The following is a 12,732-nucleotide window of genomic DNA, read 5'->3' as shown; positions in this document are numbered from 1 at the left end:
CTAGCGAGCTTTCGGGCTCGCACTCCAGGGGTATAGCATTGGCTATACCCCTATCTTGTTTCCGTTGCCACAGTATCGGTGCAATAATAATTAGCTATAGCAGGTTTCTCTAAAAAATAATTAGATAGCGCATCTAAAATTAATTCTGACCCTTAAAAAGGGGTGGATAGGGTGCGTCAGAACCTCTCAATTACCCGGGGTAACCGTTCGATCTGACACACCCGACAATCCCGATTCGGGTTGAAAATTGCTAGATCACTTCGGAGCAGATCCCGCACTTTCCGTTTCGGGTAATGGATCTTTAAACGCCACGCGCAACAACGGGGGTGCTACAAACGTGGTTAGAATCACCATCATAATAATCGCCGCTTCTAGGGATGGAGAGAGTGCGCCACTGGCGACTCCAACCCCAGCAAAGACTAATCCAACTTCCCCTCGGGGAATCATGCCGATGCCGATCGCCAGTCGGTTGATGCCCGGTTGACCAAAAACGGCAAACCCCGCCAGCACTTTCCCCACCATCGCCACCACAATCAGAAATGCTGCAATAATCAGCCCTTCCCGATTGCTGGGAACTGCCGGATTGAGAACACCCAGATTCGTTTTGGCACCGACAACCACGAAGAAAATCGGGACAAAGAAATCCGCCAGGGGAACCACATCTTCCTGCAGTTCCTGTTGTTTTTCCGTTTCCCCAAGAACTAACCCGGCAGCAAATGCACCGAGAATGGCTTCTAATCGAATCGCTGCACCCACATAAGAGAGGACAAAGGCAATAATTAGAGCCGTAATTAGCAAGGGTCCACGGGTCTTGAGTTCTTTGACAAAGGCCACATAATAGGGGCTAAGAAAGCGCCCCAGGAGAATCACGCCGATTAGGAACGCGCCTGCACTGACAATCAGATAGGCAATATTGGTGATTTCAACTTCACCCGTTTTAACCAGACTGGCAACAACGGCCAAGACGATAATCCCGAGGATATCATCGAGCACTGCTGCGCCAATAATAATCTGGCCTTCTTTGTCACCCAGACGGCCAATTTCAGCGAGAACCTTGGCGGTAATCCCGATACTGGTTGCAGTCAGGGCCGCCCCGGCAAAAATTGCTGGGATGGTGGCGACATGAAACAGGCTAATTAAGCCTAGAGTCCCCGCGCCAAAGGGTAAAACCACCCCAACCACGGCCACCACTGCTGCTTGGGGTCCGTATTTAATCAGTTCTTTGAGTTCTGATTCCAGACCAATTTCAAACAGCAAAATAATCACCCCAAGTTCTGCCAAAATTGCAATGACTTCACTCTGGGCGGCAAAGGTGGCAGCAAGGGCTTCGGGTTCTAAACTGGTGGTGCTTTGCAGCAAGTTCATGAGCACCGAACTGCTGGCATCTTCCCCGCCTTCAGGGAAAACAACTAGCTTGAGGACGGAAACCCCAATGATGACACCGCCCACAAGGTCACCTAAAACCGGAGGCAGGTTAATCCGCGCACAGATCTCGCCCCCTATTTTGCTGGCGAGGTAAATGACAACTAAACTCAGTAGCACACCCGCTACAACGATCGCTTCGTCTACCTTCACCGAGTGAGCGGCTGGGGCCACTTCGGTTCCTGCTGTTGCCAGCAGAGGTAGAGTTTGGTCAAGGAAGGAATTAAAAAGTGTTGTGGTGAGGGAATTCACCCATGTAAGGCTCTCTGCCATTTATTTTGCAGAACTCGTCCTGTCTAATGTACCTGGTTTGTTTACCAGACTGACGCCTTTGACCCTAGAAATCAAGTTTCCCAGTCATGATCAGAATCTTGATCTCCGTGGTGAGCCGAATGGGTCAGTCCTGCTTTATTGTCTTCCCATAAGGAGCGAGTCCGATCGCAAAATATCTTATGGTTACTATAATCACTCAGGGTTGTTAGCCCACCAGCAGCGGGGTAAAATCGGTCAGATGTCTTCTGCACCGAGGGTTACAGGTCCAAAGAACCGAACGGCTCAGTTAAATAAATACTCGGTGTTGCAACGAGGGCATTTGCCGACGGACTTGTTCGAGGCGGGAGGGGCTGATTTCGGCGATCGCCACTCCGGGTTGGTCTCCAGCATCGGCTAAAATCGCCCCCCAGGGGTCGATAATTAGGGCATGACCGTGGGAATGTCTCATGCCATAGTGCCGCCCGGTTTGTGCTGGGGCGATCGCATAACAGGTATTTTCAATTGCCCGCGCTTGCAGCAATATTTGCCAATGATCTTTGCCGGTATAAGCAGTAAAGGCAGCAGGGATAAATAAAACTTCTGCCCCTTTATAAGAAAGATGGCGATACAGTTCCGGGAAGCGGACGTCATAGCAGACGGATAATCCTAGAGTGCCGAGTTTCTCCGACTGATAAATCGGGGGGAGGAGTTCTCCGGCTTTAACCGTACTGGATTCTTGGTAGGTGTTCCCATCGGGAACGTTGACATCAAATAGATGGACTTTTTGATACCGTGCCACTTCCTGTCCATTGGGTTCTACCAAGATGGCGGTGTTATAAACTTGAGTATGATTCACCGGCACCGGAAAGCCACCCCCGAGGATGGTTACCTGATACCGCTGGGCCATTGTTTTGATAAATTTTTCGCTTTCAACGGCGATCGCTTCAGCTTGGTGAACCTTGTCGGATTCCTCTCCTAAAAACGAAAAATTCTCTGGTAACCCAATCAACTCGACACCCCGGCGCACAGCCAGATCGATCAGTTCTTCTGCCTGAGCCAAGTTTTTGGCAAGGTCCGGCACGCTGGTCATTTGAATCGCGGCAGCTAGGTAAGATTTCATCTATGCAACTCGAAATTTTTAGCAGGCTAGGAGGGTCTGGCTCTAGTGGGTTGGGTAGATGGTGCGATCGCCGGGCTGCCTAAGTACCGATGGGCTGGCGATCGCCGGACAATCCCCAAAAGCGCGATCGCGCCGACTAGATAGACTTCCTATTTGATCCCCAATTTTATCAGAGATTTAACCCACCGAAACAAGCTCTCCTCACCCCCTAAACCCTCACCTCCCCCACCCGGTAGAAGCACCCCTCTTTTTTCTCGCCGGTTCCCCATTTCTTGCCACTTTTAATCATAAAACTGTCTGAATGTCAATAACCTTGTCTCTCCCCTGGGGCAAATGAGTTAAAGCCGCGAAATTCCCCTGTAATCTCAACCCGTCGAACTCACCGAACTGGGGTAAAAAATCATTAAATTAACCCATTCCTTGTCAATTTAATATATTAAATTGCAAGGTTTTTTGCATCCTACCTTTACTGGATGCCGCCAATAATTTATATTTTTTCTTATTCTATCATCCCCAAATCTGGAAAAATATAAGATATTTTTAATCCTTGAAGTTACCGAGATAATTTGAAGTTAATTTGTGGCGTCAATAGTCGCACTATTAATCTAAGCCGCCTCTACCTATAGGAGTATAATGCGACCCCATTCTCTCTCAAGATAGATTTTCTCCGGGTTTATTTATCGTTATGAAACAAGAAAGGAACTCTGGGGGTCAGGGATTTTCAGCAGCGTATTTTTTATAAAACGATGTAATTAGGAGAACATTTTCATGAATGTAATTAGCCAAATCGCACGGCAGGCATTAGTGACAGGTTATCTGACCCTTGAAGCAGAAGAACACCTTCGTTTGTTGTTACAACAGACGCAATATAACCTCGAAGATTTTCAGGCGTTTATGACCCTGCAAAAGGAGGCGAGGAAAGGTCGAGTTAGGCAAGAGTCCCGGGAGTTATGGCAATCTCATCAGCACATAACCGCAGCGGTTTAACCTCAACCGAAGCCCTCTGGATGTCTGGGTTATTGATTTTTTTCGCACGGGATGGGGCTTGAGAAGCAACGGGAGTCTAGTCTTGATTTTAATTTGTTGCTACCATCCCCGGGTTAGATAGGCTTGTCAATCGGTGGAAGGGGCAATTTCAAACGTTTCATTCCCTTGAGTTTAGCCCCTACCTGCCCCCTCGAACCCGGATTTTAGGGAGAGCGGCCCCCATTAGAGGTTTATCCACTGCATCCTTCCCCCTCTCCAAAATAAAGTCTTGACTTTTACCCCGAGGATGATGCTATAATTAAAAGCAACTGTCCGGGATGTAGCGCAGCTTGGTAGCGCGCCTGCTTTGGGAGCAGGATGTCGCAGGTTCAAATCCTGTCATCCCGATTGCATCTACTTCGTCAATAAAATAAATGATCCAGGGGTTTAGAGTCTTCCTCACGAGAGGGCGAATGTCGTACCAGTGGTGCGACATTCGCCCTCCAACGGCCAGAAAGAGGGGGAGATCTAAAACTACCCCTGGTTTTTTTTGCTCCCCTTTTGTCGCTACAGAGAAATAAAACCATCAGGATGAGTATCCCGAAGAGGATGATAAAAGATGGCGAGGCGGGTACAATAATCTGCTATTATAGAGGGCTAGATCGCTCAGGCTACAACAGCCTGGAAAGCAGCGCAACAGGGTTAAAGTCGGTATTTATGATAATTGGGCGATCGGCAAATTCAGAATAGGTCTATCTGTTTCACGCAGATTCGAGAAGGAGCTCAGGAGAGGGGGCGATCGCATATCTTAACGGATAACGGAACTCTTCCAGATTCACAATAGTCCTCGAAACTACCCCGTGGGTTGCCCATAGAAACGCTACAGATAATAAACCGGATCCTTTCCAATTCTGTAATTAAGGGAAAATCTGTTGTAGATTGAGCCAGGAGCAACCGCTCTCGCAAGATCTTTCATCCAAAGCTTACCGATCGCTCGCAAAAACTGCGAAAGAACAAACCAAATCCTTCAAAAAATTAACCTAAAACCAATTGAGGTTTGATGTGGTGAATCAAGTAAATCAACGGGTATCGCTATCAGGTGTTAAAATGAAATCATTAGTACGCTGGAGTGCAACTCTCGGTTTAATGGGAAGCGTTCTTCTGGGACAATTCCTACCCGGAATGAATCGGGCGATCGCATTGCCTGCCCAAGAAATCATGAAAAAACTAGAATCCGTCCTAGTTTTTACAATTACGAACGCAGAAGGCACTCCCTTAATCGCATCGGTCACCAATAATAACGAAGAAGCTTCCATCGCCAGCTTCTTTATGAGTCAACGGGATGCTGAGGAGTTTATTCAAAAAATACAACAACAAAATCCAGAGTTAGCGGGCAACACCCAAGTTGTCCCCGTTTCTTTGGCCAAGGTTTATGAATTAGAACAAGCCAATGCCAATAATCCCGATCGCGTAGAATTTGCATTCATTCCCGTCCAACAACAGGTGCAATTTGCCGCTGAAGAATTGCAGCAGGAAGGTCAGGAAATTCCGCAATCTAATGGGATGCCTTTATTTAATGGCGTACCGCTCTTTTATGCAACAATTGGCCCACAACAAGGCTATTTGACCATCGAACAAAACGGTCAGCAAATGATTCCCATCTTTTTCAATCGACAGCAGTTGGAATCCATGTTAACCCGGGTGCGGGAACAACAGCCAGATTTAGCGCCCAGCATTGATGTTCGGGTGAGTAATCTGGATAAAGTCATCGCCGAGTTAGAAAACAATAATGACCCAGCGGTGACAAAGATTGTCCTGGTTCCTTCCACGGAAACCTTGGAATATCTCCAGTCCATCCCTCAACCCGAACCGGCAGAACCTTAACTCAGGGATGTGGCCCCCTTGACGAAAACACCCAGAACGATTGATGCTAGGGGAAACGATCGCGGATAAAGGACCAAACTATCGATGACCCGTTCATCTGATCCGGCGGTTTCTGGGTTAGAACTGTGGCAGTGGCGTCAGGAAGCGCGCGCCGCTGCCGTAGCGGCCAATGTGCCGGTGGAAGAGTTAGATTGGCTCCTGCTATCGGTGAGCGATTTAGATAAATTAGCCCTGCGTCTGGACTCATACAAAGGGCGATTGGAAATTCCCCTAGATCGCTCCTTGGCTCAACTTACGCAACAGTGGCAACAACGGATTCAAGACCGAGTTCCGGTCCAATATCTCGCCGGGGTTACCCCCTGGCGAAATTTTTCTTTAGGGGTCAGTCCGGGGGTCCTGATCCCCCGACCGGAAACCGAATGGGCGATTGATTTAACCCTGCGATCGGCCCAATCCGAGTCGCGCCCGTACCCGGAAACCTCTTTAATGGAGGGAGATTGGGCGGATTTGGGGACCGGCAGTGGGGCGATCGCCCTGGGTCTAGCGGAAGTCTTGCCACAGGTTATCCTTCATGCGGTGGACCGATCTCCAGCGGCTCTCGCGATCGCCCAAGAGAATGCTTTAAATCTGGGATACGGCGATCGCATTCAGTTTTATTGCGGGTCCTGGTTTGAACCCTTACATCCCTTCCCGGGACTCCACTCACTCCGAGGGATTGTCTCCAATCCTCCCTATATTCCCACCGCCATGCTGGGGGAGTTAGAACCGGAAGTTGCCAACCATGAACCGGCGATCGCCCTCGATGGCGGACCCGATGGATTAGACTGCATTCGCCATCTGATTGCCACTGCACCGACTTATTTATGTCCCGGTGGGCTTTTGCTCTTGGAAATGATGGCGGGACAGGCCCCTGCCGTCACCGAGTTACTACAAGACCAAGGCAGTTATACTCAAATTGAGATATTCTCAGATTTAGCAGGGATTGAACGATTTGCCCGAGCTTACCGCAGTTAACGTTGAGGGTCCCAAACGCCACGATGACAGCAGTTTCAGAACAAGTCTTGATTGAGGCGGCCCTGGCGGGCCAGGTGGTGAGTTTTCCCACAGATACAGTCCCCGCATTAGCGGTCCTGCCGAGTCTCGCTGAGTCCATCTTTGCGGTGAAACAGCGAAGTCTGGATAAACCCCTAATTTTGATGGGAGCCACGGAAGCGGATCTTTGGCCTTTTGTGCGGAGTACCCAGAGGGAGTTGCAAATTTGGCAAGGGGTGGCGAATCGACATTGGCCCGGTGCGTTAACATTGGTTTTACCCGCGAATGCTGCGGTCCCCTCGGTGATGAATCCCGTTGACCCGAGTACCATTGGGATTCGAGTTCCCAATCAGGCGATCGCCCGCCGGATTTTGGCTCAAACTGGCCCTTTAGCCACGACGAGCGCCAATCTCAGTGGGCAACCCCCGCTGGAAACAATGGCAGAGATTGATTTGCGGTTTCCCCAAGTGGTGACTCTGGAATGGGATCAGTCGGAACCGAACCCAACGGCCAGTGGGGTCCCTTCGACCGTAGCCAAATGGACCAGTCAAGGTTGGGAAATTCTCCGACAAGGTGTGGTTCAGTTAGACTCAAACAGCGAGGAACGGGGAAAATGAACGGGGATATCCTGTCTGTGATCACTGCCATCAGCGTTCAGGAATTAGGTTGGATTGGGGCACAAACGATGGACTGGAACTGTTGGATTTATGGAATCACTGCCTTGGGAATTGGTTTTGGCAGTGGTTGGCTTTGGCGATCGCGCTGGACTCCCAAACCGAGTCCCCATTTGCCCCTAAATCCTCGGAAAAACTTCGGGGACACTAACCTCTCAACTCGCCTCAAACAAACCCAGCTCAATTATCTAATGACTCGTCAAATGTGTCAGTTCAAAGCGGGTTTCTTGTCGCGAATTTCCCACGAGTTGCGATCGCCTCTCAATAGTTTAATCGGCGTTCATCAATTAATTTTAAGCGATTTGTGTGATAATCCGGCAGAAGAACGCGAGTTTTTGGTTCAGGCCAATAACTCGGTTCACAAGATGATTCAAATGCTCGATCGCATTATCGAAGTCTCTCGGATTGAAGAAGGTCGTAACCCCCTAAAACAGGAAATTTTACATCTAGCCGATGTGTTTGAAGAAGTTCATTATTTGACCGAACTTCAAGCGGCCAACCGCAATATCACCTTGCAGATTTCCCAACCGGACCCCAAAATTGCGGTTCGTGCGGACCAACGATGTCTGACTCAGGTTCTTGTCACCTTTATTGAACTGGCCATTAATCCCGTCGGGAATGGTCGCATTGGTATTTCGGCCAAAGTCTTCCCCGAATCTGGCTCAACCTCTTCACTCACCCAGTCAAACCCAGGTAAAACCCCGGGGGATTATGTGAGCATCTCCATTGACCTCCCCCTGCCTTCTCATTGTTTTTCTGAACCCCTGGATTTCCTGCAACTCCAACAAAACCGCAAAGAAAATACCCCAGAAACAGAGGTGGATCTGTCTCCGGGTACAATTTTGATGATGAATCAGAGCATTTTGGAACTCATGGGCGGCCATTTAGAAATTGTTGAAGCGGGTCCAGGGTCGGAGGAGCTACGCTTAGAAGAAAACTCTAAAATGACTAGACTTCAATGCTTGCTTCCACGAGCACTTCGCGAGTCTTCAGTTCTTCCGTGAAGTTTTGGTTATTGTAGAGGACCATTGTCGTCGTGGAGTTTTCCTCGAACCCAATCCGCTCATAGAATCGCTGCTGATGGGTGGTCATCAGGTAAACTCGCTCGACTCGATTCATCCGGGGATGACTTAAGAGGGTTTCGACTAATTTGCGTCCCAATCCCACCCCTTGATATTCCGGGTGAATGATCACATCCCAAATCGTAGCTCGATAAATGCCGTCGGAGGTGGCACGCGCTAACCCAATCAGGCGCTCTCCTTCCCAAACGGTAATCACGGGATCGCTGTTGGCGATCGCGATGGCTAAATCCTCAACTTTTCGCTCTCGCGCCCAAAATGCGGTGAGTTCAAATAGCCGTTTAAGCTGTTGGATATCTACATCTTCTTTGCGATCGCGAAATTGAATGTGGCTGCAATCCATCGTCCTTTTCCTACTCACTTGATGTCTAGGTTTATTGACAAATCGCTCTGGAGTCGAGTGCTTTGTAGTCTGTAACCCTCTCTTGCTTAAAGTGACCCCAACTCGGGGTATTAATTCGGAGGTATAAGCTTTTGGGAATGAGCGGGTCGTATAGTTCCGCTCCTGCACTCCACAGAGGTTTCCTTGTTTTGAGGAAATCTGAGAATAAATTTCCCACTCCGACAACAAGGACGGGCTGGTTTTTGTTTCCCCCGGCAGTCGCGTTCTAAAGTCGAAGCCAAAGGGTTCTGCTGTTTATTCCTAAAATCCGATTAAGTTTTAATCCTATAACTATTCTTATAACATAACTGATAAATTGACTACCTTAATTCTAATTTTTTATATCATAATTTCTTGACATTTTGCCCCAAAAGCGGTAACAAATAGTCCCACAGTTTTCTGGGGTTCTGTACCCGTCTTGTTCAGTAAATATCCGGGCTTGCCCAGGGGTGACGATGGGGTAGAGGACTGCTACAGCAACACCAGGCGGGGGTTTAAACGTTGGCGGCCTCATAGCTAAAGTGGCAACAAGCAACAAGCGGCGGGGGATAAATCCCTCGCCTAATAGCTAAAGTCGTCTAAAGACGACTAAAAATATGACCGCATAAGACTTTCAGTCGGTTGAAACTGACATCTTGCACCATTCTCAACAACCGGCGGGGGTTTAAACCCCCGCCTAATAGCTAAAGTCGTCTAAAGACGACTGCAAGTCTTATCCCGTGGTGTTTTTAGTCGGTTTCAACCGACTTTAGCTGTTAGGCGGGGGTTTAAACCCCCGCCGGTTGTCGCCACTGCTGCAAGATGTCGGTTTTAACCGACTTCCGCTATTAGGCCGCCAATCGTTTAAACGATTGGCGGCCGGGTGTTGCCACTGTTAGGCCGCCAATCGTTTAAACGATTGGCGGCCGGTTGTCGCCTAGGACTGGTTTGCCAGCCAACGGGCGGCATCTTTCGCATGGTAGGTGAGAATCAGGTCCGCACCGGCGCGCTTGAAGCCAGTTAACGTTTCTAGGACCACTCGTTCCTCGTCAATCCAGCCATTGAGGGCAGCAGCTTTGACCATCGCATATTCCCCAGAAACGTTATAAGCGGCAACGGGCAGGTTACTCGCCTGTTTGACACGCCAAATAATATCCATATAGGCGAGGGCTGGTTTCACCATCAACATATCCGCCCCTTCCTGGATGTCCAGTTCAATTTCAGTCAGGGCCTCGCGACCATTGGCCGGATCCATTTGATAGGTGCGCCGATCGCCAAATTGTGGAGAGGAATCGGCAGCATCTCGGAACGGGCCATAATAGGCGGAGGCATATTTCGCCGCATAAGACAGGATGGGGATATCTTCAAATCCCGCCCCATCTAATCCCGACCGAATCGCCTGAACGAATCCATCCATCATCCCTGATGGTGCGATGATATCTGCACCGGCCTTTGCTTGGGCGATCGCCGTTTTTTTCAACAACTCCAGGGTGGGATCGTTGAGTACCCGACCCATTAAGTCCCCTACTTCTAAATAGCCGCAATGTCCATGACTGGTGTACTCACACAGACAGGTATCCACGATGACTAGGAGTTCAGGAACCGCTGCTTTCACCGCAGCGGTTGCTTTCTGGACAATTCCGCAATCATGCCATGCGCCGGTTGCCTCAATATCTTTGTTTTCGGGAATGCCAAAGAGGATAATGGCAGGAATGCCCAAATCATAGACTTCTTTAGCTTCTTCGACAATTTTATCCACCGAGAGTTGATAGACTCCTGGCATGGATGAGACTTCCTTAGCGACAGATTCCCCCGGGACGGCAAACAGGGGATAGATTAAGTCGCTGGTGGTGAGGAGATTTTCTCGCACCATTCGGCGGAGTTGGGGGTGCTGACGCAAACGGCGAGGGCGATGAGTTGGAAACATATCTGAATTAAGGAAGGAAAACGCGACAGTTTCAAGACTTCAGTCTAGAGTTATCTGGCGATCGCTGGCGCATTTAGTTACGTTTTGTAACATCTTGTTTCCTGGGCTATGGGTGAGTTGTTGGGGGCTTACAAGAGTAGGTTTTTTACGCTTAACTGAACCTCCGGTCCCCTCCCCTTGCCAAGGGGAGGGTTAGGGTGGGGTTCTTCTTGGGCGATCGCCACATAACGCACTCTTTTGGGTTTAAGGGCCTGTATGGAGCCGGGTGCCAACCTATTCTTTTCGTGATGTGCTTAACCAGTCACCAGGACCCTGCACGCACTACTACTTCCTGACGTGGCTTACGCCACGTCAGGAGGACCCCACCCTAACCCGGACCAAGACACAGGGGAGGGGACCGGAAGTGTACTTAAATTTTAGGTAAATCCCGCTGAACGTAAAAAACCTACTTTTGTAAGGTTGTTGGGGGTGGGGTTTAGCCATGAGGGTCTCCGGTTGTGGGTCAGAAAAAATCAGGAAAAAAAGGGCAGACGCGATCGCATCTGCCCTTTTTTAAATTCTCTGGACTGGACTCACGCCATTTATGCTTCAACTGCCACGGGTTCTGCCGTTGCTGCCACTGCATAAACACTGATTTTTTTGCCACTCTTGCCCTTGCGTTCAAAAGTAACAACCCCATCAATCAGGGCAAACAAAGTATCGTCACTGCCACGCCCGACATTTTGTCCAGGGTGAAACTTGGTGCCGCGCTGACGGACTAGGATATTTCCGGCGCGGACGACTTGACCCCCATAGCGCTTGACGCCAAGACGCTGGGCATTAGAGTCACGTCCGTTGCGTGTACTACCCGTACCTTTCTTATGAGCCATAGTTCCTCTGTGTTACTTCAGTAATTTCAGGATTGAATCTTGGGAAAGGGTAGCACCGGGAAGGGCCCAATGGGAGGGTCCGTTGTCCGGACTGCGCCATCGCTTAATGCCCCTCCAACTGACTCCTCAATTCCCGCTGTTCTTATTCTGCCTCAGTTGAGGGGGTAGATGAGGCTGGAGTGTTATTTTCAGCCGATGCTAACACCGCCCCATTCAAGCTGATGGAGTCGATCATCAGCCGAGTGATTTCTTGGCGATGTCCGCGCTTTTTGCGGGTTTTCTTTTTGGGTTTCATCTTATAGACGATCACCTTGCGACCCCGGTAATGCTGCATGACGGTCGCTTGGAGGGTCGCACCTTCTACGAAGGGTTGACCGATATGAACCTGATCCTCATGCTGAATCAGTAAGAGATTTTCCAGGGTAATGCTTTCTTCGGCATCTACGGGAAGTAACTCGATGTCGTAGAAACGACCGGGTTCTACTCGCAGTTGTTTGCCGCCGGTTTCGATAATTGCGTAAGTCATAGAATTCTGGTGGAGTGTGCCGTACAGGTAGCGGGTTGATCGGTCTTCGGTCTATAGATGAGCGATCGCCCCTGCTTTTATCAGGGCTGAACCTGATCCGAGCTTAATATAGACAGCCAATCTTTTATGGTTGCACGATCGCCGAGCGCCTGTCAATCCATTGGCCCAAGGGATGGATGCAACCGCCTCAGCGGGTCGGGTTGAGTCCGGATTAAGCCGTTGCCTCAACCTCTTCTTCCGCCTCGACTTCCCGAACGGTTTGCTTGATGGTGAGATAGCGGATCACGTCTTCACTCAACCGCATGGCTCGTTCTAAGGGGGCCACTTGGCTGCCATCACATTCATAGTTCATTTGAATGTAGATGCCATCGCGATGCTTGCCGATTTCATAAGCAAGGCGACGCTTACCCCGGTGTTGAGTCTCCACAGTGGTGACCCCATTCTCTTGTAAGATGCCTTGATATTTGGCGATCGCCCCATCGGTGAGTTCCTCTCCGAGGTCGGGGCGCAGGATGTACATGGTTTCGTAAATATACCGCATTCTGGGAATCTCCTTATGGACTAAATGGCTTCTTCGCTCAGGGCCCGATTCTCCTGCAAAGACGCTGCTCTGTGGCCGG

Annotated in this window: 12 protein-coding genes and 1 tRNA gene; 6 read left to right on the top strand and 7 right to left on the bottom strand. The window is 49.6% G+C overall.

What is annotated here, in order from left to right; translation table 11 throughout:
- Positions 1 to 255: 255 nt before the first annotated feature.
- Entirely contained in the window at positions 256 to 1,695 is a 1,440-nt protein-coding gene (locus NG795_RS16465; protein ID WP_367289734.1) for a cation:proton antiporter, read from the bottom strand.
- A 286-nt stretch (positions 1,696 to 1,981) separates the two neighbouring features.
- Complete coding sequence (locus NG795_RS16460; protein WP_367289733.1) at positions 1,982 to 2,794, bottom strand: carbon-nitrogen hydrolase family protein; 813 nt, start codon at positions 2,792 to 2,794, stop codon at positions 1,982 to 1,984.
- Positions 2,795 to 3,562: 768 nt separating this feature from the next.
- Between NG795_RS16460 and NG795_RS16455 the strand changes: the two genes are divergently transcribed.
- The 6 genes from NG795_RS16455 to NG795_RS16430 all read left to right on the top strand — a co-directional run bounded on the left by NG795_RS16455 (position 3,563) and on the right by NG795_RS16430 (position 8,354).
- Positions 3,563 to 3,781: a hypothetical protein gene (locus tag NG795_RS16455; RefSeq protein WP_367289732.1), complete on the top strand. Its 219-nt coding sequence runs from the start codon at positions 3,563 to 3,565 to the stop codon at positions 3,779 to 3,781.
- A 313-nt stretch (positions 3,782 to 4,094) separates the two neighbouring features.
- Positions 4,095 to 4,168: transfer RNA gene (locus NG795_RS16450), tRNA-Pro, on the top strand.
- A 699-nt stretch (positions 4,169 to 4,867) separates the two neighbouring features.
- Positions 4,868 to 5,644: a Tic22 family protein gene (locus tag NG795_RS16445; RefSeq protein ID WP_367289731.1), complete on the top strand. Its 777-nt coding sequence runs from the start codon at positions 4,868 to 4,870 to the stop codon at positions 5,642 to 5,644.
- 84 nt (positions 5,645 to 5,728) lie between these two features.
- Positions 5,729 to 6,658: a peptide chain release factor N(5)-glutamine methyltransferase gene (gene prmC, locus NG795_RS16440; RefSeq protein ID WP_367289730.1), complete on the top strand. Its 930-nt coding sequence runs from the start codon at positions 5,729 to 5,731 to the stop codon at positions 6,656 to 6,658.
- A 23-nt stretch (positions 6,659 to 6,681) separates the two neighbouring features.
- Positions 6,682 to 7,293: an L-threonylcarbamoyladenylate synthase gene (locus tag NG795_RS16435; RefSeq protein ID WP_367289729.1), complete on the top strand. Its 612-nt coding sequence runs from the start codon at positions 6,682 to 6,684 to the stop codon at positions 7,291 to 7,293.
- On the top strand, positions 7,290 to 8,354 hold the full coding sequence (locus NG795_RS16430) for a sensor histidine kinase (protein WP_367289728.1): 1,065 nt from the start codon (positions 7,290 to 7,292) through the stop codon (positions 8,352 to 8,354). The genes NG795_RS16435 and NG795_RS16430 overlap by 4 nt, the downstream gene beginning before the upstream one ends.
- Here NG795_RS16430 and NG795_RS16425 read toward each other — a convergent pair.
- The 5 genes from NG795_RS16425 to rpsF all read right to left on the bottom strand — a co-directional run bounded on the left by NG795_RS16425 (position 8,299) and on the right by rpsF (position 12,653).
- A complete protein-coding gene (locus NG795_RS16425; RefSeq protein ID WP_367289727.1) occupies positions 8,299 to 8,772 on the bottom strand; it encodes a GNAT family N-acetyltransferase in 474 nt (157 codons plus the stop codon). The genes NG795_RS16430 and NG795_RS16425 overlap by 56 nt on opposite strands.
- A 955-nt stretch (positions 8,773 to 9,727) precedes the next feature.
- Entirely contained in the window at positions 9,728 to 10,717 is a 990-nt protein-coding gene (gene hemB, locus NG795_RS16420) for a porphobilinogen synthase (RefSeq protein WP_367289726.1), read from the bottom strand.
- Positions 10,718 to 11,298: 581 nt separating this feature from the next.
- Positions 11,299 to 11,586: a 50S ribosomal protein L27 gene (rpmA, locus tag NG795_RS16415; protein WP_015146648.1), complete on the bottom strand. Its 288-nt coding sequence runs from the start codon at positions 11,584 to 11,586 to the stop codon at positions 11,299 to 11,301.
- A 142-nt stretch (positions 11,587 to 11,728) separates the two neighbouring features.
- Positions 11,729 to 12,112, bottom strand: coding sequence for a 50S ribosomal protein L21 (gene rplU / locus NG795_RS16410; protein WP_254563386.1), 384 nt, complete (start codon positions 12,110 to 12,112; stop codon positions 11,729 to 11,731).
- A gap of 211 nt (positions 12,113 to 12,323) precedes the next feature.
- Positions 12,324 to 12,653, bottom strand: a complete 330-nt coding sequence (rpsF, locus tag NG795_RS16405; RefSeq protein ID WP_367289725.1) for a 30S ribosomal protein S6 — start codon at positions 12,651 to 12,653, stop codon at positions 12,324 to 12,326.
- Between the last annotated feature and the right edge of the window lie 79 nt (positions 12,654 to 12,732).

The sequence above is a fragment of the Laspinema palackyanum D2c genome, from assembly GCF_025370875.1.
Taxonomy (GTDB): Bacteria; Cyanobacteriota; Cyanobacteriia; order Cyanobacteriales; family Laspinemataceae; genus Laspinema; species Laspinema palackyanum.
The sequence above is the reverse complement of the archived record's forward strand: the minus strand, read 5'-3'. Positions and strand labels throughout refer to the sequence as shown.

What these genes read in the sequence shown, in the direction of transcription:
- NG795_RS16465 (WP_367289734.1), bottom strand. Translation starts at nt 1,695, where the DNA reads ATGGCAGAGAGCCTTACATGGGTGAATTCCCTCACCACAACACTTTTT.
- NG795_RS16460 (WP_367289733.1), bottom strand. Translation starts at nt 2,794, where the DNA reads ATGAAATCTTACCTAGCTGCCGCGATTCAAATGACCAGCGTGCCGGAC.
- NG795_RS16455 (WP_367289732.1), top strand. Translation starts at nt 3,563, where the DNA reads ATGAATGTAATTAGCCAAATCGCACGGCAGGCATTAGTGACAGGTTAT.
- NG795_RS16445 (WP_367289731.1), top strand. Translation starts at nt 4,868, where the DNA reads ATGAAATCATTAGTACGCTGGAGTGCAACTCTCGGTTTAATGGGAAGC.
- prmC (WP_367289730.1), top strand. Translation starts at nt 5,729, where the DNA reads ATGACCCGTTCATCTGATCCGGCGGTTTCTGGGTTAGAACTGTGGCAG.
- NG795_RS16435 (WP_367289729.1), top strand. Translation starts at nt 6,682, where the DNA reads ATGACAGCAGTTTCAGAACAAGTCTTGATTGAGGCGGCCCTGGCGGGC.
- NG795_RS16430 (WP_367289728.1), top strand. Translation starts at nt 7,290, where the DNA reads ATGAACGGGGATATCCTGTCTGTGATCACTGCCATCAGCGTTCAGGAA.
- NG795_RS16425 (WP_367289727.1), bottom strand. Translation starts at nt 8,772, where the DNA reads ATGGATTGCAGCCACATTCAATTTCGCGATCGCAAAGAAGATGTAGAT.
- hemB (WP_367289726.1), bottom strand. Translation starts at nt 10,717, where the DNA reads ATGTTTCCAACTCATCGCCCTCGCCGTTTGCGTCAGCACCCCCAACTC.
- rpmA (WP_015146648.1), bottom strand. Translation starts at nt 11,586, where the DNA reads ATGGCTCATAAGAAAGGTACGGGTAGTACACGCAACGGACGTGACTCT.
- rplU (WP_254563386.1), bottom strand. Translation starts at nt 12,112, where the DNA reads ATGACTTACGCAATTATCGAAACCGGCGGCAAACAACTGCGAGTAGAA.
- rpsF (WP_367289725.1), bottom strand. Translation starts at nt 12,653, where the DNA reads ATGCGGTATATTTACGAAACCATGTACATCCTGCGCCCCGACCTCGGA.